The sequence below is a fragment of the Pseudomonas sp. PDM10 genome, from assembly GCF_014852295.1.
Classification (GTDB): domain Bacteria; phylum Pseudomonadota; class Gammaproteobacteria; order Pseudomonadales; family Pseudomonadaceae; genus Aquipseudomonas.
Genome location: NZ_JACVBJ010000004.1, coordinates 141,888 through 166,285, shown reverse-complemented (window position 1 = coordinate 166,285; position 24,398 = coordinate 141,888). Strand labels below are relative to the sequence as shown.

At 59.5% G+C, this 24,398-nt stretch carries 21 protein-coding genes; 2 read left to right on the top strand and 19 right to left on the bottom strand.

The window, feature by feature from the left end:
• Position 1 precedes the first annotated feature (1 nt).
• The 8 genes from IB252_RS15305 to arnB are packed head-to-tail and all read right to left on the bottom strand — an operon-like array spanning position 2 to position 8,793.
• Positions 2 to 1,381, bottom strand: a complete 1,380-nt coding sequence (locus tag IB252_RS15305) for a UDP-glucose dehydrogenase family protein (RefSeq protein ID WP_192409400.1) — start codon at positions 1,379 to 1,381, stop codon at positions 2 to 4.
• Positions 1,378 to 1,779: a 4-amino-4-deoxy-L-arabinose-phosphoundecaprenol flippase subunit ArnF gene (gene arnF / locus IB252_RS15300; RefSeq protein WP_111451624.1), complete on the bottom strand. Its 402-nt coding sequence runs from the start codon at positions 1,777 to 1,779 to the stop codon at positions 1,378 to 1,380. Before arnF ends, IB252_RS15305 begins: the two co-directional genes overlap by 4 nt.
• Positions 1,776 to 2,120: a 4-amino-4-deoxy-L-arabinose-phosphoundecaprenol flippase subunit ArnE gene (gene arnE, locus IB252_RS15295; RefSeq protein ID WP_192409399.1), complete on the bottom strand. Its 345-nt coding sequence runs from the start codon at positions 2,118 to 2,120 to the stop codon at positions 1,776 to 1,778. Before arnE ends, arnF begins: the two co-directional genes overlap by 4 nt.
• Positions 2,117 to 3,766 carry a lipid IV(A) 4-amino-4-deoxy-L-arabinosyltransferase gene (gene arnT / locus IB252_RS15290; RefSeq protein WP_192409398.1) on the bottom strand — a complete coding sequence of 550 codons (1,650 nt, stop codon included), beginning with the start codon at positions 3,764 to 3,766 and terminating at the stop codon, positions 2,117 to 2,119. The genes arnE and arnT (IB252_RS15290) overlap by 4 nt, the downstream gene beginning before the upstream one ends.
• The gene (gene arnD / locus IB252_RS15285; protein ID WP_111451627.1) at positions 3,763 to 4,647 is read right to left on the bottom strand and encodes a 4-deoxy-4-formamido-L-arabinose-phosphoundecaprenol deformylase; all 885 of its coding nucleotides are present in this window, start codon (positions 4,645 to 4,647) and stop codon (positions 3,763 to 3,765) included. Before arnD ends, arnT (IB252_RS15290) begins: the two co-directional genes overlap by 4 nt.
• On the bottom strand, positions 4,647 to 6,632 hold the full coding sequence (arnA, locus tag IB252_RS15280; RefSeq protein ID WP_192409397.1) for a bifunctional UDP-4-amino-4-deoxy-L-arabinose formyltransferase/UDP-glucuronic acid oxidase ArnA: 1,986 nt from the start codon (positions 6,630 to 6,632) through the stop codon (positions 4,647 to 4,649). Before arnA ends, arnD begins: the two co-directional genes overlap by 1 nt.
• Positions 6,629 to 7,648, bottom strand: a complete 1,020-nt coding sequence (arnC, locus tag IB252_RS15275; RefSeq protein ID WP_192409396.1) for an undecaprenyl-phosphate 4-deoxy-4-formamido-L-arabinose transferase — start codon at positions 7,646 to 7,648, stop codon at positions 6,629 to 6,631. The genes arnA and arnC overlap by 4 nt, the downstream gene beginning before the upstream one ends.
• Positions 7,645 to 8,793 carry a UDP-4-amino-4-deoxy-L-arabinose aminotransferase gene (gene arnB / locus IB252_RS15270; protein WP_192409395.1) on the bottom strand — a complete coding sequence of 383 codons (1,149 nt, stop codon included), beginning with the start codon at positions 8,791 to 8,793 and terminating at the stop codon, positions 7,645 to 7,647. The genes arnC and arnB overlap by 4 nt, the downstream gene beginning before the upstream one ends.
• 390 nt (positions 8,794 to 9,183) lie before the next feature.
• Here arnB and xerC point away from each other — a divergent pair, with 390 nt between their 5' ends.
• Positions 9,184 to 10,122, top strand: coding sequence for a tyrosine recombinase XerC (xerC, locus tag IB252_RS15265; RefSeq protein WP_371922180.1), 939 nt, complete (start codon positions 9,184 to 9,186; stop codon positions 10,120 to 10,122).
• Between the two features lie 10 nt (positions 10,123 to 10,132).
• On the opposite strand, the gene IB252_RS15260 is transcribed toward xerC, so the two are convergent.
• The 5 genes from IB252_RS15260 to IB252_RS15240 form a co-directional block, all read right to left on the bottom strand.
• A complete protein-coding gene (locus IB252_RS15260; protein ID WP_111451630.1) occupies positions 10,133 to 11,203 on the bottom strand; it encodes an ABC transporter ATP-binding protein in 1,071 nt (356 codons plus the stop codon).
• Complete coding sequence (locus tag IB252_RS15255) at positions 11,200 to 12,798, bottom strand: ABC transporter permease (RefSeq protein WP_192409394.1); 1,599 nt, start codon at positions 12,796 to 12,798, stop codon at positions 11,200 to 11,202. The genes IB252_RS15260 and IB252_RS15255 overlap by 4 nt, the downstream gene beginning before the upstream one ends.
• A 3-nt stretch (positions 12,799 to 12,801) precedes the next feature.
• Positions 12,802 to 13,815 carry an iron ABC transporter substrate-binding protein gene (locus IB252_RS15250; RefSeq protein ID WP_192409393.1) on the bottom strand — a complete coding sequence of 338 codons (1,014 nt, stop codon included), beginning with the start codon at positions 13,813 to 13,815 and terminating at the stop codon, positions 12,802 to 12,804.
• Positions 13,816 to 14,076: 261 nt separating this feature from the next.
• Entirely contained in the window at positions 14,077 to 15,798 is a 1,722-nt protein-coding gene (gene arnT / locus IB252_RS15245) for a lipid IV(A) 4-amino-4-deoxy-L-arabinosyltransferase (protein ID WP_192409392.1), read from the bottom strand.
• 180 nt (positions 15,799 to 15,978) lie between these two features.
• Positions 15,979 to 16,659, bottom strand: coding sequence for a histidine phosphatase family protein (locus IB252_RS15240; protein WP_412548171.1), 681 nt, complete (start codon positions 16,657 to 16,659; stop codon positions 15,979 to 15,981).
• A gap of 292 nt (positions 16,660 to 16,951) precedes the next feature.
• On the opposite strand from IB252_RS15240, the gene IB252_RS15235 reads away from it, so the two are divergent.
• Complete coding sequence (locus IB252_RS15235; RefSeq protein ID WP_192409390.1) at positions 16,952 to 18,280, top strand: sensor histidine kinase; 1,329 nt, start codon at positions 16,952 to 16,954, stop codon at positions 18,278 to 18,280.
• Here the strand turns inward: IB252_RS15235 and IB252_RS15230 are convergent.
• The 6 genes from IB252_RS15230 to IB252_RS15205 all read right to left on the bottom strand — a co-directional run bounded on the left by IB252_RS15230 (position 18,231) and on the right by IB252_RS15205 (position 24,252).
• Positions 18,231 to 18,791, bottom strand: coding sequence for a membrane integrity-associated transporter subunit PqiC (locus tag IB252_RS15230; protein ID WP_192409389.1), 561 nt, complete (start codon positions 18,789 to 18,791; stop codon positions 18,231 to 18,233). The genes IB252_RS15235 and IB252_RS15230 overlap by 50 nt on opposite strands.
• 17 nt (positions 18,792 to 18,808) lie before the next feature.
• Positions 18,809 to 20,464 carry an intermembrane transport protein PqiB gene (locus IB252_RS15225; protein ID WP_192409388.1) on the bottom strand — a complete coding sequence of 552 codons (1,656 nt, stop codon included), beginning with the start codon at positions 20,462 to 20,464 and terminating at the stop codon, positions 18,809 to 18,811.
• On the bottom strand, positions 20,445 to 21,101 hold the full coding sequence (locus IB252_RS15220; protein WP_192409387.1) for a paraquat-inducible protein A: 657 nt from the start codon (positions 21,099 to 21,101) through the stop codon (positions 20,445 to 20,447). The genes IB252_RS15225 and IB252_RS15220 overlap by 20 nt, the downstream gene beginning before the upstream one ends.
• On the bottom strand, positions 21,098 to 21,694 hold the full coding sequence (locus tag IB252_RS15215) for a paraquat-inducible protein A (protein ID WP_192409386.1): 597 nt from the start codon (positions 21,692 to 21,694) through the stop codon (positions 21,098 to 21,100). The genes IB252_RS15220 and IB252_RS15215 overlap by 4 nt, the downstream gene beginning before the upstream one ends.
• A 171-nt stretch (positions 21,695 to 21,865) precedes the next feature.
• Entirely contained in the window at positions 21,866 to 23,167 is a 1,302-nt protein-coding gene (locus tag IB252_RS15210; protein ID WP_192409385.1) for an NAD(P)/FAD-dependent oxidoreductase, read from the bottom strand.
• Positions 23,164 to 24,252: a polyamine ABC transporter substrate-binding protein gene (locus IB252_RS15205; protein ID WP_111451641.1), complete on the bottom strand. Its 1,089-nt coding sequence runs from the start codon at positions 24,250 to 24,252 to the stop codon at positions 23,164 to 23,166. The genes IB252_RS15210 and IB252_RS15205 overlap by 4 nt, the downstream gene beginning before the upstream one ends.
• Positions 24,253 to 24,398: the final 146 nt, after the last annotated feature.

The following is a 24,398-nucleotide window of genomic DNA, read 5'->3' as shown; positions in this document are numbered from 1 at the left end:
ATCAAGCGGTGACCGATGCAGCGGGCCACTGCTGATGCGGAATCGGCAGATTGCGCGATTCACCGCGGCCCATCGGGAAGTACTTGAAGCCGGCGCGAGCCAGGCGATCGGCGTCGTAGAGGTTGCGTCCGTCGAAGATTATCGGTGCGTTGAGCCGTTGTTTGATCAGGTTGAAATCCGGGGCCTTGAACTGCTGCCATTCGGTGCAGATGATCAACGCGTCAGCGCCGGACAATACCGATTCCGGTGTGCCCATGAGCATCAACTTGGGTTCATCGGGATACAGTTGCTGGGTTTCCTGCATGGCTTCCGGGTCGAACGCGCGGACGCTGGCTCCGGCGGCCCACAGTGATTCGAGCAGCACCCGACTCGGTGCATCGCGCATGTCGTCGGTGTTCGGTTTGAACGCCAGTCCCCACACGGCAAAGGTCTTGCCGCGCAAATCCCCCTTGTAGAACGCGTTGATGCGCTCGAACAGCTTGTGCTTCTGACGCTCGTTGATTGCTTCTACCGCTTTCAGCAAATCGTTGGAGCAATGCGCCTCTTCAGCGCTGTGGATCAGCGCGCGCATGTCCTTGGGAAAGCACGAGCCGCCATAACCGCAGCCGGGGTAGATGAAATGGTAGCCAATGCGCGAATCGGCGCCGATGCCCAGGCGCACCGATTCGATGTCGGCGCCCAGGTGTTCGGCCAGTTCGGCGATCTGGTTGATGAAGCTGATCTTGGTCGCCAGCATGCAGTTGGCGGCGTACTTGGTCAGCTCGGCGCTGCGCAGGTCCATGAACATGACCCGGTCATGGTTGCGGTTGAAGGGCGCGTAGAGGTCACGCATCACGTCACGCACTTCATCGCGTTCGCAGCCGATGATGATCCGGTCCGGACGCCGGCAATCGGCCACGGCCGAGCCTTCTTTCAAAAATTCCGGGTTGGAGACGATATCGAACTGCAGCAAGCGGCCGACCTTGATCAGGCACTTGTCGATGTGCGCGCGCAAGGTGTCACCCGTGCCCACCGGCACCGTGGATTTCTCCACCAGAATCACCGGTTGTTCACGATGACGCGCCACGGCTTCTCCCACCGACAGCACATAACTCAGATCCGCCGAACCATCGTCCCGGGACGGTGTGCCGACCGCGATAAACAACACCTGACCATGCTGCACCGCGAATTTTTCGTCGCTGGTGAACTGTAGACGTTTGGCTTCCAGGCTTTCACGCACCAGGCTGGCCAGCCCCGGTTCGAAAATGCTCACGTGGCCTTGCTGCAACAGCTCGATTTTTTTCTCGTCAATGTCCATGCAGACCACGTCGTGGCCAACTTCTGCCAGGACGGCGGCTTGCACCAGACCAACGTAACCGCTACCAAATACACTGATTTTCATGGGGCACTCCTGAGTTCGCGCGTGCGAGCAGGCCGAGAGTTAATGGTAATGACACCGAGGATGACCAAGGCCACCCCGATGGTTTTTGAAAGGCTGAATGTTTCGTTGAACAGCGGCAGGCTGGCGGCCAGCAGGTACACCAGCGCATAGCTGATACTCAGCAGCGAATAAGCCCGGCCCAGCGGTAAATCCCGCAGGGCGGCAAGCCAGCTGAGCATCGACAGGGCGTAAGCGAAAATGGCGACCAGCACCACGGCGACAGCGCTCAGATCGATGCTGGTGGTGAGCCAGTGCTCGGGCGATGGCAGGCGGCTCATGCTCCAGCGCATGCCCAATTGCGCGGCACTCACCAGCAGTACGCTGCCCAGTGCGAAGGTAATTCCGCGACGCAGGTTCATGTGTGTTGCCCCAGCAGCACCACGCCACCGATCACCAGCGCCACACCCAACCAGTGGCGACGGTCGATGGTTTCGTGGAAAACGAAGCGGGCGACCAGGGTGATCAGTACGAAGTTGAGGCTCAGCATCGGGTAGGCGATGCCGACTTCGAGGCGCTGCAACACCAGCAGCCATACCAGCAAGCCCAATCCCAACGCGGCGAGCGCCAGCCACAGCCACGGTGAACGCAGTTTCTCGTTCCAGCCCAAGGCCTTGTCGCGCCAGCTTTCAACAGCATACTTTTGGGCGATCTGGCCCAGGCAGGTCAGCAGGCAGGCGGTCAAGAGCAGTACCAGGCTCATGACGCCTCCTGAGGAAAAATCAGAATCACAATGTTGCCTTGTTCATAGCGCTTGCCATCCTTGGGCAGCCGTTCGATTTCGCGCAGTTCGTCGTCACCCTTGATGCGCATCACCACGCCGACCGAACCGCTCTGGCGGGCATCGCGCATCCATGCTTGAACCTGGTTCGGGTCGACTCGCTGCTGTGCGCCGTCAGGATAGGCGAGGCCATATTTCAATTCGCCTATCGTGTTGTACAACGCCACGTCCGGGCGCTTCAGGCGCCAGGCCAGGGCCCCGGCGGCGCCGAGGTCGTTGCTCAGCAACTGGTCGGTCTGGCCGAGTTCCTCGGTATGTTCGAGGATGAACTGGTCGGGCATCTTGTTGGCGACCACCGATTCGGGCAGCCCGGCCGGCAACAAGCCGATCAGCAGCAGACTGCCGAAGGCCGGCGCCGCCCAGCATTGCAAGGGTCTGAAGGCTTGCAGCAGGTTGGCCATGATCCAGCCGGTCAGGCCGATGAACACCAGCACCAGGTTGTGCAGTTCATGGTTGTAGAGCGGCTTTTTCAGTTGCAGGTAGACCAGGGCCACCAGGATCGCCACGCCCAGCAGCAGGTTCAGCAAACCATTGATGCCCAGTATCCGGCCTTGCTCAAGTTTCAAGCGGTCCACCAGAGAGTGGCCCAGCAGCAACGCCAGCGGTAACAGGCACGGCAGGATGTAGCTCGGCAATTTGCCTTTGCTGAGGCTGAAAAACAGCAGCGGCATCAACAGCCACAACAACAGGAAAGCGATATTCGACTGACGTCGTGTTTGCCACGCCTGGCGCAACGCCGCTGGCAACAACGCCGCCCACGGCAGACTGAACGCCACCAGCAACGGCAAGTAGTACCACCACGGGGCGTCATGCTGGGCATCGTCCCCGGCGAAGCGGCGGATGTGTTCGTGCCAGAAGAAGAACCGCCAGTAATCGGACTCTTGGCCATGCACCGCCAAGGCCCACGGCAAGCTGACGGCGATGGCCACGACAATCGCCAACGGCCCGTAGATCAGCAGCTCACGCCAGCGTTTTTGCCAGAGCATCCAGGGCAGGGCGATCAACACCGGCAACAACCAGGCGAGGAAACCCTTGGTCATGAACCCCATGCCGCAGGCCAGGCCTAACCCGGCCCAACTGATCAGGCGTTGGGTGCGGTCGACGCTGTCCAGCGCAAACCACAAAGCGACCAGACTCAAATTGACCCAGAACGTAAATTGCGGATCGAGATTGGCGTAGCCCGCCGCGCCGGCGATGACGGTGAGGCTCATGTACAGCAGCGCACAGGCAAAACTCTTGCGTGGATCGTTCCACATCCGGCGAGCGATGAGGTAACACAGCAACACACTCAGCCCGGTGCTCAGGGCGGAGGCAAACCGCACGCCGAACAGGTTCTGGCCAAACAGTGCCTGGCTGGCGGCGATCATCCAGTAACCGGCCGCAGGTTTTTCGAAATAACGCAAACTCATGAAATGCGGCGACACCCAGTTACCGCTCAGGAGCATGTCCTGGCTGATCTGGGCGTAGCGGGTTTCGTCGGGAATCCATAAGCCGTGGCTGCCCAGCGGCAGCAGATACGCCAGCAAGAAGATGCCCAGCAACAACGGCAATGCCCAGCGCTTGCTCATACGCCTTGCACTCCCAACCAGCCTTCGCGACCTTCGAGGGTGCCGCGCAGCACTCGGCCGACCGGCAAGGTGTCGGGGGTTTCGGGCAGCAGATCGCCCAAGGGTTGAAAATGGATGTCTCGCTGGCGCGCATCGGCGAGCAGTTTGCGGAAATCGTTGGCCATCAGAATCCCTTCTACTTCGGCATGGATCGTATAGACGTTGAGTTTTTCGGGGTTGAAGCGATCAAGAATGAAGGCGTTGAAGTCCTTGGCCGCCACGTGGGGGCCGACTACCTCATCGAACGTCGGCAGGTCCACCGGAATCTGTGGCGCACCCAAACCACCATCGGCCAATCTCGGCTGGAACAGGCTCTGGCCCCGGCAATCGCTGTTGTAGCGAAAGCTGAACGCTTGCTTGGCCTCGATCACGCGCTCGTCCGCCCGCCACCCGGCGGATGCCGAGCACTCGACGTTTTGCCCGAGGATATCGCAGAGCGTGTCCACGCCCCGACGAAGTTGCTCGATCAGCTGCTTGTCGCTCCACCGTCCGGCATTGGCCTGCCAGCCGTGATGGTCCCAGGCGTGCAGGCCGACTTCATGCCCGGCGGCCACGGTTTGACGCATCAAATGCCCAAGATCACGACCGATCGGTTTGCCGGGCCACGCGGTGCCGGCCAGCAAGATGTCCCAGCCGTACAGGCCGGCCGCGTTGGAACGGAGCATTTTCCAGAGAAATTGCGGACGGATCAGGCGCCATAAGTGGCGCCCCATGTTGTCCGGCCCGACGCTGAAAAAAAACGTCGCCTTGACCTGCGCTTCATCGAGGATTTCCAGGAGCCGCGGCACCCCCTCACGGGTGCCTCGGTACGTGTCGACATCGATTCGAAGACCTGCCTGCATTAACGCTTGTCCGCGATTTCGAGCATGGCTTCACGCAAGAAGAAGTCCAGCGTGTTGCCGATGGTTTCACTCATTTCCACGGTCGGCGTCCAGTCCAGCAGGCGCTTGGCGTTGGCGATGCTCGGTTTGCGGTGCGACACGTCCTGATACCCGGTGCCGTAGAACGCTTTGCTTTCGACATCGCGGAACCCGGCGAACGGCGGGAAGTTGTCGCGCAACGGGTGGGCTTCGAACTGACGCAGCAGCTCTTCGCCCAACTGGCGGATGCTGGCTTCGTTGTCCGGGTTGCCGATGTTGATGATCTGGCCGTTGCAGGCGTCGTTGTCGATGATCCGCGCCAGGGCTTCTACGCCGTCGGCAATGTCGGTGAAGCAGCGTTTTTGCTCACCGCCATCGAACAAGCGAATCGGTGTGCCTTCCACCAGGTTGAGGATCAGCTGGGTGATCGCCCGGGAACTGCCGATACGCGCCGAGTCCAGGCGGTCGAGGCGTGGGCCCATCCAGTTGAAGGGACGGAACAGCGTGAAGTTCAGGCCTTTCTGGCCATAGGCCCAGATCACGCGGTCGAGCAGTTGCTTGGAGATCGAGTAGATCCAGCGCTGCTTGTTGATCGGACCGACGATCAGGTTGGAGGTGTCTTCGTCGAAGTTCTGATCCTGGCACATGCCATAGACTTCGGAGGTCGACGGGAAGATCACGCGTTTGTTGTATTTGACGCAGTAGCGAACCAGTTTCAGGTTCTCTTCAAAGTCCAGTTCGAACACCCGCAGCGGGTTGCGGGTGTATTCGATCGGCGTGGCGATCGCCACCAGTGGCAGGACCACGTCGCACTTCTTGATGTGGTATTCGATCCATTCGGAGTGGATGCTGATGTCGCCTTCGACGAAATGGAAGTTCGGGTGACTGCGCAGACGGTCGATGGCGTCCGAGCCGATGTCCAGGCCATAGACTTCGTATCTATCGTCACGCAGCAGGCGCTCGGACAGGTGATTGCCGATGAAACCGTTGACGCCGAGGATCAGCACGCGGGTGCGACGCGGGGCGCGACCGGACTCGGCGCCACGCAGCACGGAACCGTCCACCAGACCCAGCTCGTTGGCCAGTTGCGGGCCGCTCAGGTACAGGCCATTGTCGTTACGCTGGCCGGCGGTAATCACCAGGGAATCTTCGCCGCAGGCGATTCGCAGTGGGTTGACGCTGATGACGCGACCAGGCGCTTGACCTTCATTGCCTTGGGCGACTTCTGCGCTCCAGACAATCAGCTTGTGCTCGCCCACGGCGCAGAACGCGCCTGGATACGGCTGGGTGACCGCACGGACCAGGTTGAACAGCTCTTCGGCGGGACGCTTCCAGACCAATTTGCCGTCGGCTGGCGTGCGACGACCAAACACAGTGGCTTTGGATTCGTCCTGTGGGGTTTCGCTGATTTTGCCGGCGAGTAATGCTGGCAAGGTGTCACGCAGCAAGTCGGTGGCGGCCAGGCGCAATTTCCCATGCAGGGTCAAGGCGGTGTCGCTGCGGTCGATGGCAACCTTTTGCTGGGCAATGATGGCGCCGGCATCGGCACGCTTGACCATGCGATGCAAGGTAACGCCGGTTTCCGTTTCGCCGTTGACCAGCACCCAGTTGGCCGGTGCGCGTCCACGGTAGCGCGGCAGCAACGAACCGTGCAGGTTGAAGGCGCCTTTGCTGGGGGTGGCCAGCAGCGGTTCGCTCAGCAGGTGGCGGTAGTAGAACGAGAACAGGTAATCCGGGTTGAGCTTGCTGATGCGCTCGATCCACAGCGGGTGGTTGGCATCTTCGGGGGCGTGCACCGGGATGCCATTGCGGGCACACAGTTGCGCAACTGAGCCATAGAACGCGTTCTCCTTCGGATCATCGGCGTGGGTAAACACGGCGGCAATTTCAAAGCCCGAGCTGAGCAGGGTTTCAATGCCGGCACAGCCGATATCGTGATAGGCGAAGACAATAGCTTTTGCACTCATGAGAGAACCTGATCTGAAGAAGTGGAAGTGAGGCCGTCAACGGTGACAACGGGAGCAGGGGCAGCAGGCTGACCACGCAGAACCTTTTCGATAAAGAACCGGGGGCGGGCGCGCACGTCGCTGTACATGCGGCCCAGGTACTCGCCCAACAGGCCCATGCCGATGAACTGGCCACCGGTGAAGATGAACAGCACGGCGAACAGTACGAAGGTCCCGTCGCCGGCCCAATGGGCGCCGAAGGCCAGGCGCAGCACGATCAGCAAACTGGCAAACAGCACGCCGAGGGCCGCCATGCCGAAGCCGACGATGCTCAGCAAACGCAGGGGCGTGGTAGTCATGCAGGTGATCAGGTCGAACATCAGATTGACCAGGCGCATCGGGCTGTACTTGGATTCCCCGTGTTCGCGCTCGGCGTGGAGCACGAGGATTTCCGTGGTGTGCCGGGCGAAGCTGTTGGCGAGGATCGGGATGAAGGTGCTGCGTTCACGGCAGGCGAGCATGGCGTCGACGATGGTTCGCCGGTAAGCGCGGAGCATGCAGCCGTAGTCAGTCATGGCGACGCCGGTGGAGCGCTGCACGGCCAGGTTGATCAGCTTCGACGGCCAGCGGCGTAGCGCTGAGTCCTGGCGGTTGTTGCGCACGGTGGCGACCACGTCATAACCCAGCTCGGCCTGAGCCACCAACCGCGGGATTTCTTCGGGAGGGTTTTGCAGGTCGGCGTCGAGGGTGATGACCACATCGCCCTTGCACTGCTCGAAACCGGCCATGATTGCCGCGTGCTGGCCGTAGTTGCGGTTGAGAATGACCGCCACCACCGGGCTGTTCTCGCGACTGGCGGCGGCTTCGAGGATCTGCGCCGAGTCATCGCGGCTGCCGTCATCGACCAATACAATCTCGTAGTCATGGTGCAATTGCTGACAGGCCGCTTCGGTACGCCGGAGCAACTCGGGCAGGCTGTCTTGCTCGTTGTAGACCGGGATGACAATCGACACGCAACGGATTGGGTAAGGTTTCACAGGCTTGAGTCCATAACGTTTTCAATGGCGCCGACCACACGATCGACGTCATCGAGGGTCATGTCGGGGAACAATGGAATCGAGCACAGCCGTGCAGAGTTCCATTCGGTGTTGGGCAAATAGATGTTGGGGAAGCGTTGGCGGTAGTAGGTGTGCAGGTGAGTGGCGATGAAGTGAATGCCGGTGCCGATGTTCTGTGCCTGCAGGGCCTTCATGAATGCTTCACGGTCCAGCCCGCAGCGCTCGGTGTCGATGCGCAGGATGAACAGGTGCCAGGCGTGCTGTTGCGGGTACGCCGGAATCGCCAATGGCTGCACCTTTGAGCCTTCCAGGCGTTGCAAGTAGGCGCCGGCCAGTTCGGTACGCTTGGCGTTGATCTGGTCCAGGCGTTCCAGCTGCACCAGGGCGATGGCGGCGTTGATGTCGGCCAGGTTGTACTTGAAGCCGGGCTCCATGACCTGGGCCTGAGGTTTACGGCCGTGCGTCATGCGGTCATAGGCGTCGACGCCAAGACCATGAAACTTGAGCATGCGCACACGACTGGCCAGGGCCTCATCGTCACTGACGAACATGGCGCCCTCGGCGCAGGTCATGTTCTTGATCGCGTGGAAGGAGAAAATCGCCGTGCCTTTCGCGCCGACATGCCGACCTTTGTAGAAAGTGCCCGCCGCGTGGGCGGCGTCTTCGATGACCGGGATGCCGTGTTTGTCGGCCAACGCATAAAGCGGATCGAGATCGAACGCGGCGCCGGCGTAGTGCACCGGAATGATGGCTTTGGTGCGCGGCGTGATCGCGGCTTCGATGCTTGCCAGGTCACTCATCAGCGTGTCGCGATCAACGTCGACGAACACCGGTGTCGCGCCCAGCAGGCAGATCATGTTGGCGGTGGATACCCACGTCTGGGACGGCGTAATGACCTCGTCGCCAGGACCAATGCCCAATGCCAGTAACGTGATGTGCATCCCGCCGGTGGCGGAGGACAGTGCCACGGCATGACGGCATCCCACGTAGTTGGCGAATTGCTCTTCCAGTTCCTGGTTCTTCCGCCCGGTAGTGATCCAGCCGGAGCGCAATACTTGCTCTACGGCGGCAATTTCTTCATCGCCGATACTGGGGCGAGAGAAGGGGAGAAAAGCCTGACTCATGGACACCTCGGGGCTGAAGAGCAAATAGCCTGTGAGGCTAAAAAATAATTGGATCCAGTGCAAGCTTAGACGATAAAACAAAAGCTGCATCAGTCAGTTACTTCAAATGCCTGAGAAAGCACATCAGTTGACTTTTGCTGCCATGCTCGGCAGGTTGGGACCAAAAGCAGGGTCACCCCGGATTCATTGAGATTATTCCCGATTTTGTGAAAGGAACATGAAAACCCGGTCGGCGAATCGTTTATCTGTATGTCATACAGCCACTGTTCAGGCTTGTGCCGTTCATCGAGATTTCCACTAGAAAGTCCTACAGAAATGCCCCGCTTTACATGAAGGATGTTTCAATCCTTAGTTGTTTAATGAACTGTTTCCACATTAAGGCCGTTTCGTTTGATTGACTTACCCGCTACCGACCCAATCCCTTCAAAGACCAATCCGCTGACCCTGTACCTGGCACGTCTGGCGCCTTCCAGCCAACTGACCATGCGTTATGTGTTGCAGGACGCCGCTGACCGGCTGGGCTTCGAAGACATGAACGTCGAGGAGATTCCCTGGCACAACCTGCAACCCGAAGATGTCATCGCACTGGTGGCCACCTTGCGCACCGACGGCTACGCGCCGAACACCTCTTCGCTGTACGTCAACGCGGTGCGCGGGGTGATGAACGAAGCGTGGCGCATGAGCCTGATCAGTCAGGAACACTTGCTGAAAATGCGCTCGGTCAAGGGGATTGCCGGCACGCGATTGTCCCAGGGGCGAAACCTCAGGCGTACGCTGATCCAGGAATTGATGGCGGTTTGCGCCGCCGATCCACGGCCACAAGGGTTGAGGGATGCAGCGATCATCGGGATTTTGTATGGCTCGGGCATGCGCAAATCGGAATCGGTGAACCTGGACCTGAATCAGGTCGATTTCGCCGAGCGCAGCCTTCGTGTGACCGCCAAGGGCAACAAGCAATTGATCAAGTACGCACCGGCCTGGGCGTTCGCCAAACTCAATGACTGGCTGGAGCTGCGGCGCTCGCTACTGAAGGAGGGCGAAACGGACGATTCGTTCCTGTTCAATCGCATCCGCCGCGGCAGTCACGTCACCCGCGAGCGCATCACCAAACATGCGATCTATTACATCGCCCGACAGCGGGGCGCGCAGGTCGGGGTGAAAATCATGCCGCATGATTTTCGACGTTCGTTCATTACCCGAGTGATTGAGGAGTACGACTTGTCGATCGCCCAGAAACTCGCCCATCACAGCAACATCCAGACCACGGCCAACTACGATGTGCGCGATGACAACGAGCGGCGTCGGGCCGTGGACCGGTTCGATCTTTGATGGGAGGGGTTCACGATTCGCTCAGTACGTGGGCATGGCCGATTGTCGTGACGTGAACCTCGCTGCCGGCGGGTGGTGCATACAGGCCCGAACTGCGCACCATTAATGATCGACCAGGCTGTTGCCCGGACGCCAAAGCCTCCAGTTCCACCGTCAAGGTGCAGGAATTGCCACTGAAATCCCGCTCGGTCACGACGGCGCGACACCCGGCAGCCTTGGTGGGGCTGGGCTGAATGCTGACCAGTTGCAGTTGTTCGGGACGCAGCATGATCTGCGCCGATTTGTTGGCCCGGTGGTTGTTCACCGGTATCCGACCGAGATCGCAATGGGCCCAGCCGGCTTCGATTCTGGCGGGCATGACGATGGCATCCCCCAGAAACAGCGCGGTTTGTTCATCCTCGGGGTAACGGTAAAGGTCCAGCGGATGGCCCGACTGCACCAGCCTGCCGTCGCGCATCACCGCCAGCTGATCGGCAAACGACAAGGCTTCACTCTGGTCATGGGTGACCAGAATGGTGGTCACGCCGGCGTCGCTCAGCAGCCGTGCGACCATTTTGCGCATGGCGCCTCGAAGCCCGGTGTCGAGGGCCGAAAACGGCTCGTCCAGCAGCATCAAGCGTGGCTGTTGCGCCAACGCCCGCGCCAGCGCCACACGTTGTTGCTGGCCGCCGGACAGTTCATGGGGCCAACGGTTGGCCATGTTCGCATCCAGCGCCACGCTGTCCATCAACTCCGCGACTCGCTCCTGTTTTGCACTGCCCTTGATCGAAAGCCCGAAACCGATGTTCGCGGCCACGGTCATGTGCGGGAACAGGGCGCCGTCCTGGGGAACATAGCCAATCAGGCGCTGATGCGCCGGAACCTCGTGTGTCTCATCGACGAGCGTTTGGCCATTCAGTGAAAGACGGCCCGTGTCCGGGAATTCGAAGCCGGCGATCATCCGCAACAGCGTGGTTTTTCCTGAGCCGGACGGGCCGACGATGACCGTTCGGCTGCCCGTTGGCACCGACAGGTTGATGTTCTCCAGCGCTTGATGGGCGCCGTAGGCCTTGGAAATGGAATGGAGTTCAAGAGCGTTCATCGGCCAGCCGTTCGTTTGGATTGGTGATAAAGAAGTCCGGTTAACGGAAGCGACAGCAGGATCATCAGCAAGGCGTAGGGCGCAGCGGCGGCGTAGTCGATTTCGCTGGTCATGGCCCAGAACCCGGTGGCCAGGGTGCGCGTGCCGTTGGGGGCGAGCAGCAAGGTGGCGGTCAACTCATTGGTGATCGCCAGAAACACCAGCGCGGCGCCAGCGGCAGCGCCGGGCGCGGCCAGACGCAAGGTGATCAGCCACAATGCCCGGGCAGGGGAGCGGCCGAGGCTGCGGGCCATGTTTTCCAGCTCCACCGGCGCCTGTGCGATACCGGCGCGCAAACTCACCAGGGCGCGGGGCAAAAACATCAGCAGATACGCCAGCAACACCGTCACAGTCGTCTGGTAAATCGGCCGGGCGAAATGGATGGTGACGGTGACCAATGCCAGCGCCACGACGATCCCGGGCAACGAACTGGTGATGTAGTTGCAACTTTCCAGTACACGTTGCAACCGGCCCGGAGAGCGAATCGACAGCCAGGCAATCGGAATGGCAGCGCAGGTGGTGAGGGCGGCACCCGCAACGCCGAGCAGCAGCGTCTGCTCCAGCGCCGGCAGAAGTTCGTCCATCTGCCAGACCTGCGTACCGCCGGCGATCAGCCAGTTACCTAAGGTCACGAGTGGCACGCCGAGTGCCAGCGCGCAGGTCGCAATCTGTACGGTCAGGGCGAGGAAGGTGGTTGCGGGTTTCAGGCGCACCACCCGCTGTTCGCGAGCGCTTCCCGAGCCGACCCGGGCGTAACGCGCCGTGCCGCGAGCGGCCGATTCTGCGGTCAGCATCACCAGGCAACACAGGGCGAGCACGCTGGCCAGCATATGGGCGGCGGGGCCGTTGAAGGTGGACTTGAACTGATCGAAGATGGCCGTGGTGAAGGTGTCGAAACGGATCATCGCGTACAGGCCATATTCGGCCAGCAAGTGCAGGCCCACCAGTAACGCGCCGCCGCAGATGGCCAGGCGCAATTGCGGCAGCACCACGCGGAAAAATATCGCCCAAGGCTTGAGCCCCAGCGATTCGGCAACGTCTTCGATGGCCGGATCGAGCCTGCGCAGGGTCGCAGCAATCGGCAAGTACAGGAACGGGAAGTAGGCGATGACCGAGACCAACACCCCGGCAAACAGCCCGTGAATCGGTGGGACCAGACTGACCCACGCATAGCTGTGGACGAACGCCGGCACCGCCAGCGGCGCGGTCGCCAACAACGACCACCAGCGCCGCCCCGGCAGGTTGGTGCGCTCTGTCAGCCAGGCCAGACACAGGCCTAACGTGACGCACAACGGAATCGTGATCACCACCAGTAAAACGGTGTTGACCAATAATTCAGCGACCCGCGGCCGGAATACCAGTGGCACAAGGGTCGCCCAGCCTGTCTGAAACGATACGCCGATGACGAAGGCAATCGGCAGCAGCGACAGCAGCGAAACCAGCACCGACAAACTGATCACCCACGCGCCACCACGTCCCGCGAAGAGGCCGCGGGATCGTCGTCGCAAATTCGCGGGTATCGCCTCGGCGACACCCGCTGGCAAGGTTTCAGGCATCAATTAGAGCAGTCCCGCCTGAGTCATTAGCTCTACGGCTTTTTTACTGTCGAGTTTTGAAGCATCGACTGTCGGCGCGTCGAGTTGCTGCAAAGGCACCAGTTTTGGATTGGATTCAGCGTTCTTGCCCACGGCGTATTCGAACGATTTACCGGTTTTGAGGATGGCCTGGCCATCTTTGCCGGTGATCCATTTGAGGAACGCCTGGGCTTGTTCCTTGTGTTTGCTGGACGCCAGCACGCCGCCACCGGAGACACTGACAAACGCGCCCGGATCCTTGTGCTTGAAGTAGTGCAGGGCGGTGTTCTTGCTGTTTTCGCCGGTCTTGGCCTGGTCACCGAAGCTGTAATAGTGGTAAATCACGCCGCTGTCGATCTGCCCGGCGTTGACGGCTTTGAGCACGGCGCTGTTGCCACGATAGGCCGTGTAGTTGGTTTTCATCCCTTTCAGCCATTCCAGGGTGGCGGCTTCGCCTTTGAGTTCCAGCACGGCGGCGACGATGGCCTGGAAGTCGGCACCGGCCGGCGAAGCGCCCCAGCGACCTTTCCAGTTCGGGCCGGCGAGGTCCATCAGCGACTTGGGCAGCTCGGCTTCGGGCAGTTTGCTCGGGTTATAGACAAACACCGTGGAGCGCGCAGCAATCCCCACCCATTTGCCATGGGCCGGGCGGTAAGCATTGCCGACCTGCTCCAGGGTGGCCGGCGCAACCGGCGCAAACAGCCCCGCGTTGTCGACCAGCACCATGGCCGGGGAGTTTTCGGTCAGGAACACATCGGCCGGGGAGGCCGGGCCTTCCTGCACGATCTGATTGCCCATCTCGGTGTCGTCGCCATTGCGAACGGTGACCTTGATCCCGGTTTCCTTGGTAAAGCCCTCGATCCAGGATTTGGTCAGGCTTTCGTGCTGCGCGTTGTAGACCACGATGCCATCGGCATCCGCGGCATACACATGGCCAGCGCTCAGCAGAGCGGTGGCCAGCAGTGCGGTTTTCAGGAAAGAAGGTAAATGGGCATTCATGCGTCGGCAGCTCCTGTTTTTTTAATCGTGCGCACAGATTCGACAGCATCGACGAGGTACGTCGTCGATGAGTGTAGATCAATAGGAATCATTTGCATGTTTGAGACGCGGCGAATGTAGTGCCTGAAATGAGAAAAAAACGTCAATTTAATCGTTAATTCCTGTCATTTGGCGTCTGGGCTCGGGGACTGAGACAGTCACTCGCGAGCCATTGCCTGGAGCGCTGTGCACGGTGATGTGGCCACCGAGTGTTTCGACATGTCAGGGTTGGCGCTGCGCGAAGATCAGAATGTGCAGGTTACCGCGCTCATAACGCTTGCCGTCGATGGGCAACAACTCGACTTCTTGCTCTTCCTGGACACTGTTGACTCGCATCACCACGCCGACCGCGCCTTTTTTGCGGGCCTCGGTCATCCACTGAGCGACATTGTCCATGGTCACTTTTCTCGATTCCATCGCAGGATCGTTGAGGCCGTACTTCAGCTCGCCGACGGTGTTGTAAAGTGCGATCTGCGGCCGCTTCAGGCGCCACGACAAGGCCGCTGCCGCACCCAAATCGTTACTGAGCAGCGAGGTCGTCTGGCTCAAGGCATCCAGATGCTCGGCAATGAACTGATCGGGCATCTTGCTATCGACGATCTGGCCGGGCATCGCCGCCGGCAGCAAGGCGACCAGCAGCCAGATGCCCAGGGCCGGCATGGCCCAGAACATCAAAGGACGCAAGACTTGCAGCGCGTTAGCGATGATCCAGCCAAGCAGCACGAAAAACACCAGCGACAGGCTGAACATTTCCGTGTTTTCGTAGAGCTCTTTGGTGGCCTGCAAATAAAGCAGAACGATCAGGGCTGTGGTCGCCATGACGACATTGATCACACCGTTGATACGAATCGCCCGGCCGCGTGCCTTGTTCAACAACTCGGTCAGAGCATGGCCCATCAGCAATGCCAGGGGTAAAAGGCACGGCATGATATAGGTCGGCAGCTTGCCGCTGCTCAGGCTGAAGAACCCCAGTGGCAATAGCAGCCAGAGCAATAGAAAGCAGATCGCCGGCTGGCGTTTGTGCTGCCAGGCCTGGACGAATGTCGCTGGCAGCAAGGCTGCCCAAGGCAGACTCGACACGACCATTAGCGGCACGTAGAACCACCAGGGACGAGCGTGCTGCGCATCATCGGCAGCAAAACGGCGAATGTGTTCGTTCCAGAAGAAAAACCGCCAGAAGTCCGGTTCCTGATGGTGGATCGCGAGTACCCACGGCAGGCAGACCACTGCGGCCACGACGACTGCCAGAGGCCCGTAACGTAACAACTCACCCAAGCGTCGTTGCCAGAGCATCCAGGGCAGGGCGATCAACACGGGCAACAACCAGGCAAGAAAACCCTTGGTCATGAATCCCATACCGCAGGCAACGCCCAACACTGCCCAAGCGCCGAGTCGAGCGCGTGAAACCTGGCTATCGATGGCAAACCACAGCGCAACCAGACTCAGGTTGACCCATAACGTGAATTGCGGATCGAGGTTGGCGTATCCGGCCTGACCGGCGATCAACCCGAAGCTCATGTACAACAGTGCGCAGGCGAAGCTTTTGCGCGGGTCGTTCCAGAGACGACGGGCAATCAGGTAGGTTAGCCAGATACTCAGCCCGGTGCTCAATGCCGAGGCGATACGCACCCCAAACAAGGTGTCGCCAAATACAGCCTGACCGATGGCGATCATCCAGTAACCGGCAATCGGCTTCTCGAAATAACGAATCCCCATGAAATGCGGAGCGACCCAGTTACCGCTCAACAGCATTTCCTGACTGATCTGACCATAACGGGTTTCATCAGGCGTCCATAAGCCATGGGTCACCAGCGGCAGGAGATAAAAGACCAGGAAGGCCAGCAGCAATCCCGGAACCATCCAGCGCTCGGCGATCGACCGGGCTGAGGCGTCTGCTCGGGACAAATGGCCAGCAGAACGGGGAAGCAGGTTATCGGGTGTCATGACTAAACCTTGGTAAAGTTTGTAAATGAACGGGCGCGTGAAACGATGCAGCAAGAGCGCAACTTCTTCGATGTCATGACGCAACCGCGACCTGAACTTGGAAGTTGGCTCAATGGGTTTTGAATTTTTTAAGTTAAAGGGATTTGTTCTCAAACACTGTATTCGACTGCGCCTGCAGGATTATTGGCTAACCTGTTCTTTGCTCAACAGCGAATCCCAGTCATTGGCATTGACGATCCCGAGCACCTGAAGTTTTCCATCCGCACTAATGCTCACGAACAACGAACTGCCATATTCACTTTTCTTCACGTGTTTGAAACCGGTCTGCGCTTCAAATTCGTGAATACAACCGCTGTGAGTGACCAACACCAGATTGCGGTGGGCCACCTTGCGCGCCACCACATCATTACGCAGGGGCTTGCCGCAGGTTGCCAGCCAGTCCTGAGTCATCGCGTCTTTGCCGAACATGTAGTGCGAGGTTTGCACTGTACGGGTAACCGGACTACTCAGGACGTCGGTCTGCGTCACGCCCAGGCGCAGGAAACCCTGGCCCACCGCCTCGGCCGCAACGCTGCCGGCTTGGGTGATGCCGTCAGCCGGGCCCAGGCATGGGTTGGTGGATCGGTCGCATCGCTCGGTATGGCGTACCAGCGCGATGACCTCACCGGCTTGCCAACGCTGGAGCAGGTCCGCTTTGGTTGCGGTTCCGGCAGTGACCACGTTGACCGGAGATCTTGGCCACAAGGCAAAACCGGTTACCCCGGCAAGGGTGACCAACACGACGATCACCCCCGTGAGCCCGAACAGCCGCGATAGCCACGTTGGTTTTTGCGGAAACTTGCGCGATAGTAAATTAGGCACGTATGTTTTTACCCCTGAGTACGCGATAAACATCTACTTTCAATGCGCTTCTTCCAATCAGACTTTTAAGTTGATCGGCTATTTTGGTTGTCATGACGCAATCAACGACAAACTAAAAGGTCCCAGGTGCCTGAGGGGTGAAAGAAATGTGAAAGTTTTGCGAGAGGGCTGGGCAGTTAATTATTAGTGCGTTGTTGCAAACGCTTCTCTTATATACCTTGCCTGTGGGCTGACGTTGGTTTTAGCCCCGGTTCTGCGGCAATAGACCCCGACAATGGAGCCTGACAACAGAATGGATTTGAAGCAAAGCCTGACGAAACGGATTGTCATCGTATTCGCCCTGATGAGCGCGCTGGTCGCGGGGATTTTTGCGTTTGGCATTGTGGCGACTGTCCATGTGGTGGAACGAAAGCTCTCGGCCGCGACCCTGGGAGGAGGGCTGCACCGCCTGCTGTTGATGGACAACCCCGATAGCTGGCTCCATCAACCCGAAAAAGATGAACTGTTTTTCGCCCAGGGAGCCAAGGCCCCCATGGCCCTGAACTCGGTGCTGGAGGCGCTGCCCCCGGGGTTTCAGGAGATTCTCTACGGTGGTTCGAAGTACTACGCCATGGTGAACCTGGTGGGTGATCGAAAATACGTTTTGTTGCGCGACCAACGAAGCCTCGAACGACGGGAACATGTGCTGTTCCTGGTGGTGGTTGTCGGGGTTTTCTTGAGTGTCTTGCTGGCGATTTTGATGGGCCGGTTGCTGGCCCGACGCGTTCTCGCACCTGTGATTCGTCTGGCGCGTCAGGTGCGGCATCGCGATCAACTGCTGGAGCTGGCACCACCGCTACATCCCGATTATGCAAAGGACGAAGTGGGTGAACTGGCGCTTTCCTTCGATCAGACGCTGGGCCGTTTGCGCGCTGCACTGGGACGGGAAAAACTCTTTACCAGCGATGTCAGTCACGAACTGCGCACGCCTTTGATGGTGCTGGCCAGCTCCTGTGAACTGCTACTCGGCAATCCCTCGCTGGACCACCGTTCCACGGCGCAGGTTCAGCGAATCGCCCGTGCCAGTCATGAAATGCGCCAATTGGTCGAGACGTTTTTGATGTTGGCGCGTGCGCGGGAGGATTCCGGTTCAGGTGTGAGTGCCACCCTGAAGGACATCGCCGACGCGCTGGTGGATGTCTGGAGGCCGCTGATCAGGGAAAAGGACATCGAGTTTATTTACGTCGTCGAACATGTTTCAACGGAACGCCATAACCTGACGTTCCTGCAATCGGTCATGGGCAACTTGTTGCGTAATGCCTGGCACTACACCGATCGGGGTTTCATTCGGCTGACGTTGCGCGAGCACGGTTTCAGTGTCGAAGACAGTGGCATAGGCATTGCGGAAGAAAAACGTCATGCAATGTTTCAACCGTTTGTGCGCGGTGATGAGCAACGTGGCGAAGGGCTGGGCCTGGGCCTTTCGTTGATCCAGCGTATTTGCACCCATCAGAATTGGCGAGTGGAACTCACCAGCCGCCAGCCACACGGATGTTGCTTCATGGTTGACTTGACGGGTGGGAGGTCGGCGCTTACTGCGCCGCCGGACAACCTCTTGATGTACCGGCAGCGGCCTGATTGATCAACGCGGCCAGGCGTTTGACGTTGTTCTGTTGGGCGCTCACCAGTTCATCGATGGAAGGCCCTGACGGTGTCTGCAGCGTGCTGCGGCAAGTGATCAGCGTGTTATCGCTTTCGCCGAGATTGCGCAGGCGCCATTTGACGTCAATCAGCGCGTATTGGCCGGGGATCGAATCAAAGCGTTGCACGTCCAGCCGCACCGACACCCTGCGCTGGGGATTGCTGTTGACCAGTTGATCGACCAGGGCAGTGCGCAATTCATCCGACAGGCTCGCCCCCCACCATTGGGTTTCGAGGATCGCCAGGCCGCTGTTGCCCTGGCGAATAACGATCTGCGGACGGTCGACCTGCGGCGGGACGCTGAGGCCCTCGATCTGGATATCCGCAGTGCTGGTCCTTGAATTGCTGCTCGGTTGGGCCGGGGTCAAGGTGTGGAATTGAATCGGCTCACTGCGGCAAGCCGTGAGCAAAAACAATGCGCTGACCAAGGTGATCTTTAACGAAAAAGCCATGGGTGATGCTCCTGTGGTCATTTGCGTGGTGGCCCCTGCAGGTCCATCGGCGCGGCATTGTCGGGGCGGCCACGAATCAGCGATTCCGGATGCCGTCCCAGGTAATCCGAGAGTTCACGCAAGGAGCGCGACATACGCCCGAGCTCGTCGAGGGTCTGACCTAATTGTTCGCGTTGCGGCGAGTCTTCGGCCAAGGTCGAACTGGCCGATTGCAGCGTCTTGCTGACATCCGCCAGGGTGGTCTGCACGCCAGGCAGGGTCTTGGCGTTGAATTGCGCCAGGCTTTTGCGCAGTTCGACGAGGTTGCTGTCGAGGTTGCCGGCAATGCGCTCGATGGGCAGCTGGTTGATCTTGTTGACCATGCCCTCGAGTTTTTCCTGCAACTGCTCGAGGCTGCCTGGAATAGTCGGGATAGCGACTGGACGGGCGTTCGGGTCGAATACGACTTTCTCCGCCTTGGGGTAGAAGTCGAGCGCAATGTAAAGCTGGCCGGTCAATAGATTGCCGCTCCGAGCCTGGGCTCGCAGACCATTTTCGATAAAGCTGCCCATCAGCCGGACGCCAGCGGCTTCGTCGCTGGGGTCATGATTCAAGGCCTTGAGCATTTTGGTGTGAGCCTGGCCGAGACGTTGCGGGTAGATCATGATGCCGACGTTGACGGGGAAGCTGCGTTTTTTTGCGTCAAAATCCAGATTGACCGCCACGACTCTGCCGAACTCGATGCCAAGGAACTCCACCGGCGCACCGACCTTGAGCCCGCGCAAGGCTTGATCGAAACGCAAGGTCAGGAATTGCCCCTTGCCGCTGGGCGGGGCGAGGGCAGTTAACTGGTCTTCGAACAGGTCGAAGGCTTTGTCCTCTTTCGCCGGTTGATCATTGGGGCTGTAATCCGGAGCGCGGAAGGCGATGCCGCCCACCAGGATCGATGACAGCGACTCGGTTTTCAGCGAAAAGCCGTTGGCGCCGACGTTCACGTCGATTCCGCTGGCGTTCCAGAACCGGGTATTTTCAGTAACGTAGGCATCGTTGGGCGAGTGGATGAACACTTCGATGTTGACCCCTTTGCCGTCGGCGTCCAGGGCATAGGCCACCACTTGCCCCACTGGAATCTTGCGGTAGTAAACCGGAGAGCCGATATCCAGCGAACCGAGGTCCTGGGTGTTCAGGGTGAAGCGTTTGCCCGGCTCGCCATAGGTAATCGGTGGCGGATTTTCCAGGCCGATAAAGTTTTTTGCACGCGCGTGGGCCTGGCCGATATCGGCGCCAATGTAGTCCCCGGACAGCAGGGTATCGATACCCGACACCCCGCCGGCACCAATACGCGGACGCACCACCCAGAATTGCGAATCTTCGCGGGTGAAACTTTCTGCCTGCTTGGACAGTTTGATGGTGGCGTCGACGCTCTTCTGATCGTTGCTCAACTCCACGTCCGAAACATGGCCGATCACCACGTTGCGGTATTTGACTTCGGTTTTGTTGGCCGTCAGGCCGCTACCGGTCTTGAACGTGACGGTAATGGTCGGACCTTCCTGCAGCATGGTGTGCACGACCAGGGAAATCCCCACCAGCACCGCGACAATCGGCACGATCCACACCAGTGAAACGCTGAAGCGGCGGGTCTTGACCGGGGCCTGACCGGGGGCTTGCGGCCCGTCAGTGATTTGCGACTTCATCCATGACCTCCTCGTTTGGGTTATCCCGCTCTTCTTTATCCCAGATCAGGCGTGGGTCGAAACTCATTGCCGACAGCATGGTAAACACCACCACCAGGCCAAAAAACAGAATGCCCGGGCGCGGTTCGATATCGGCCAGGGCTTGAAACTTCACCAGTGAGGCCACCAGGGCGACCACGATTACATCGAGCATCGACCAGTAACCGATGAGCTCGACGAAACGGTACAGCGTTGACCGCTGTTTGCTCGCCCATTGGCTGTCGCGCTGGACGGTCACCAGTAACAGCGTCAGGGCGACGAACTTGATGCCCGGCACCGCGATGCTGGCGATGAAAATAATCAGGGCAATGTCCCAGGCGCCGTGCTGCCAGAACTCAATTACACCGCTCATGATCGTGCTATCGGCGCCGTTGCCGACCATCTTGGTGTTCATCACTGGCAGCAGATTGGCCGGGACGTAAAACGCCAGGGCAGTGAACATGTAGGCCCAGGTCCGGGCCAGTGAGTTGGTTTTGCGCCGATGCAGCGGCGCGCCGCACCGTGTGCATTCGTGAGGTTCATCGGTCATGTCACAGGCCAGGCCGCAGCTATGACACAGGCACAGGTTGAGTTCACTCGCCACCGGGGGCCTGTTCATAAGATGTCCCATAGATCACGGATGTCGCGCCCGGCGATGCGGATCATCATCAGACTGAGAATGGCCAGGGCAAACAGGCCGATGCCAGGCAGTACATCCAGCAATCCGGCGAGTTTGATGACCGCGACCATCGCCCCCAGCAGACAGACCTCCAGCATGCTCCAGGGCCTGAGGGTTTCCAGCCAGCGCATGCAGAACCTGAAACCGGGCGAGCGCTGGTGGGCGAGGGCGAAGCTCAGGACCCAGATAAGCAGCAATAGCTGGAAAATCGGCGCAATGATCATCGAGATCGCCGCCACCATGGCGATGAAAGTGATCGGCCCCAGACTCAGGGCCAGCACCGAATCCCAGAGCGTTGCGCTGTTTTTAAGGCCTTTGAGGCTGATGCTCATGACGGGATAGAAGTTGGCGAAAATCCACAACATCAACGCGGTGAAGGTCAATGCCAGACGTTGTTCCACCGTCAGGCCGTTATAGCGCTGAAGCACACCGCCACAGCGCGTACAGAGGGTTTTTTGATGTTTGGCGAGCGTGACTTTTTGATACACGCAGTCGCAGTGCTCGCAGATGATCAGTGGGTCAGTCGTAGCCATAGGCTGCACTCGCCAGGACGCAGGGAAGTCAGAGCACTCCCTCAATATAGAAGCGCCTAGCGATTGAGCAAATCTAAAGGCTGAACGAGGTGTTACAGATCGTTCCCACGCTCTGCGTGGGAATGCCGCCCGGGACGCTCAGCGTCCCTTCACGATCAAACGTCTTACTGATCACCCCAGCAGTTCGCGCAATCGATACCAGAACATGCCGAGGGCCAGCAGTGGAGAGCGCAGCATCGGCCCACCGGGAAAGGTCATGTGCGGCACGGCGCTGAACACGTCAAAGCCCTGACTGTGTCCGACGTGGATCGCTTCACCCAGCAGCTTTGCGCACCAGTGGGTCACGTTCAGGCCGTGACCGGAGTAACCCTGGGCGTAGAACACGTTCGGATGCTGGCTCAAGCGCCCGACCTGTGGGAAGCGATTGGCCGAAATGCCAATCTTGCCGCCCCATTGATAGTCGATGCGCACGTTGGCCAGTTGCGGGAAGACCTTGAGCATGTGCGGGCGCATGTAAGCTTCGATGTCCGCAGGATCACGCCCGGAATAATGACAAGCGCCGCCGAACAGCAAGCGTCGGTCCGCCGAAAGCCGGTAGTAATCCAGGCCGACTTTCTGGTCGCAGAGCGCCAGGTTCTGCGGGATCAATTGCGCGGCCTGTTCGGGCATCAACGGCTCGGTGGCGATGATGTAGCTGCCCGCCGGAAGGACTTTTCCGCTCAGTTTCGGTTCGAGCTCTTCCAGGTGAGCGTTGCACGCCAGCACCAGACTGCCGGCGCGCACCGTGCCGCCGGCACAGCGAACCTGCACGGTGCTGCCATGGATCAACTCCAGCACCGGGCTCTGCTCGAAGATCTGCACCCCTAAGGATTGCGCCAATAGCGCTTCGCCAAGGACCAGATTGAGCGGGTGCAAGTGACCCGAGCCCATGTCGACGAGACCACCGGCATACACGTCGGAGTTCACCACCTGCTGACGGATTTGCTCCGGCCCGACGAGTCGGGTTTCGTGGGCGTAACCCGATTCGGCAAGGCCTTGCTGCTCAGCCTTGAACGCCGCGAACTGCGCTTTAGTATTGGCCAGTTCACAGAACCCCCAGCGCAGGTCGCAATCAATCCCGTGTTCACGAATGCGGTTGCCCACGAGCGCTACCGACTCGACGCCCGCACGCTCAAGGTAGCGCACGCCTTCTTCACCGACATGACGGGCGAAACCGCTGACGTCATGGCCAATACCGCGTATCAACTGCCCGCCGTTGCGCCCGCTGGCACCCCAGCCGATCCGACGGCCCTCCAGCAGAATCACCGAGAGCCCGCGTTGCGCCAGTTCGATCGCGGTGTTAACGCCGGTAAAGCCGCCGCCGATCACACAGACATCGGCTTCAAGGTCCTCGGCCAGTGTAGGGTAGGGTGCCGTTCCGTTGGCTGACGCCGAGTAATAGGAACGAGCATGTTCGTCGCTGTACTGGTTCATTGGTTGGACTTCACTTTGCTCCAGGAACGGGTCATCAACCGCATGATTGCCTGGGGCGGGGTGGTGGAAATGTAGAGCTTGTCGAGGACTGCCTGAGGCGGATAAACCTCAGGGTTGTTGACCAGTTCAGGGTCCATGTCTTGCTTGGACGCCGGATTCGGGTTGGCGTAACCGACCGACGCACTGACCTTGGCAATCACGTGCGGATCGAGCAGGTAATTGATGAAAGCATGCGCCTCTTTCTGGTTGCTGGCGTCTGCGGGAACCGCCAACAGGTCGAACCACAAGTTACTGCCTTCCTTGGGAATCGCGTAGGCGATGTTCACGCCGTTCTTGGCTTCCTTGGCCCGGTTCGCGGCCTGGAACACGTCACCCGAGTAACCGAACGCCACGCAGATGTCGCCGTTGGCCAGGTCCGAAACGTACTTGGAGGAGTGGAAATAGGTGATGTAAGGGCGAATGGTCAACAGCTTGGCTTCAGCTTTTTTGAAGTCTTCAGGGTTTTCGCTGCGCGGGTCCATGCCCATGTAATTGAGAACGGCCGGGAACACTTCATCGGCCGAATCCATCATCGACACGCCGCACTGGCTGAGTTTCTTCAGATTCTCCGGTTCGAAAAACACCGCCCAGGAATCGATGCGGTCAATGCCCAGCACTTGCTTGACCTTGTCGACGTTGTAGCCGATGCCGTTGGTGCCCCACAGGTACGGAACCGAGTGTTCGTTGCCCGGATCGTTTTTCTCCAGCAGCGCCAGCAGTTTCGGGTCGAGGTTCTTGAAGTTGGGCAGCTGCGAACGATCGAGCTTCAGGAACGCTCCGGCTTTCACCTGGCGAGCGAGGAAGTGGTTGGACGGCACCACCACGTCATACCCGGTGCGGCCGGCGAGCAGTTTGCCCTCCAGGGTTTCGTTGGAATCGAACACGTCGTAGATCACCTTGATCCCGCTTTTCGCCTGGAAATCGGCTAGGGTGGTCTCGCCGATGTAATCGGTCCAGTTGTAGACGCTGACCGTTGGCTGAGCCTGCGCAACGGCGCTGAACAACACGGCCAGCGCGACCGGAACCATGGATTTCAATAGACGCATATCGACACCTCTTATAGTTATTGGATTCTTCCGGAGTTTCTTTGGTGTTCTTGCGGCCGCCATCGCGAGCAGGCTCGCTCCCACCTTTGGAATGCGTTTCCCTGTGGGAGTGAGCCTGCTCGCGATGAGGCCTTCACGGGCAGCGC

Excerpts from the sequence above, each read along its gene's own strand:
- arnT (WP_192409398.1), bottom strand. The coding sequence starts at position 3,766 with ATGAGCAAGCGCTGGGCATTGCCGTTGTTGCTGGGCATCTTCTTGCTG.
- IB252_RS15215 (WP_192409386.1), bottom strand. The coding sequence starts at position 21,694 with ATGGCTACGACTGACCCACTGATCATCTGCGAGCACTGCGACTGCGTG.
- IB252_RS15220 (WP_192409387.1), bottom strand. The coding sequence starts at position 21,101 with ATGAACAGGCCCCCGGTGGCGAGTGAACTCAACCTGTGCCTGTGTCAT.
- IB252_RS15235 (WP_192409390.1), top strand. The coding sequence starts at position 16,952 with ATGGATTTGAAGCAAAGCCTGACGAAACGGATTGTCATCGTATTCGCC.
- arnE (WP_192409399.1), bottom strand. The coding sequence starts at position 2,120 with ATGAGCCTGGTACTGCTCTTGACCGCCTGCCTGCTGACCTGCCTGGGC.
- IB252_RS15305 (WP_192409400.1), bottom strand. The coding sequence starts at position 1,381 with ATGAAAATCAGTGTATTTGGTAGCGGTTACGTTGGTCTGGTGCAAGCC.
- IB252_RS15230 (WP_192409389.1), bottom strand. The coding sequence starts at position 18,791 with ATGGCTTTTTCGTTAAAGATCACCTTGGTCAGCGCATTGTTTTTGCTC.
- IB252_RS15255 (WP_192409394.1), bottom strand. The coding sequence starts at position 12,798 with ATGCCTGAAACCTTGCCAGCGGGTGTCGCCGAGGCGATACCCGCGAAT.
- IB252_RS15260 (WP_111451630.1), bottom strand. The coding sequence starts at position 11,203 with ATGAACGCTCTTGAACTCCATTCCATTTCCAAGGCCTACGGCGCCCAT.
- IB252_RS15210 (WP_192409385.1), bottom strand. The coding sequence starts at position 23,167 with ATGAACCAGTACAGCGACGAACATGCTCGTTCCTATTACTCGGCGTCA.
- arnT (WP_192409392.1), bottom strand. The coding sequence starts at position 15,798 with ATGACACCCGATAACCTGCTTCCCCGTTCTGCTGGCCATTTGTCCCGA.
- arnB (WP_192409395.1), bottom strand. The coding sequence starts at position 8,793 with ATGAGTCAGGCTTTTCTCCCCTTCTCTCGCCCCAGTATCGGCGATGAA.
- IB252_RS15250 (WP_192409393.1), bottom strand. The coding sequence starts at position 13,815 with ATGAATGCCCATTTACCTTCTTTCCTGAAAACCGCACTGCTGGCCACC.
- arnA (WP_192409397.1), bottom strand. The coding sequence starts at position 6,632 with ATGAGTGCAAAAGCTATTGTCTTCGCCTATCACGATATCGGCTGTGCC.
- IB252_RS15205 (WP_111451641.1), bottom strand. The coding sequence starts at position 24,252 with ATGCGTCTATTGAAATCCATGGTTCCGGTCGCGCTGGCCGTGTTGTTC.
- arnF (WP_111451624.1), bottom strand. The coding sequence starts at position 1,779 with ATGAACCTGCGTCGCGGAATTACCTTCGCACTGGGCAGCGTACTGCTG.
- arnD (WP_111451627.1), bottom strand. The coding sequence starts at position 4,647 with ATGCAGGCAGGTCTTCGAATCGATGTCGACACGTACCGAGGCACCCGT.
- IB252_RS15225 (WP_192409388.1), bottom strand. The coding sequence starts at position 20,464 with ATGAAGTCGCAAATCACTGACGGGCCGCAAGCCCCCGGTCAGGCCCCG.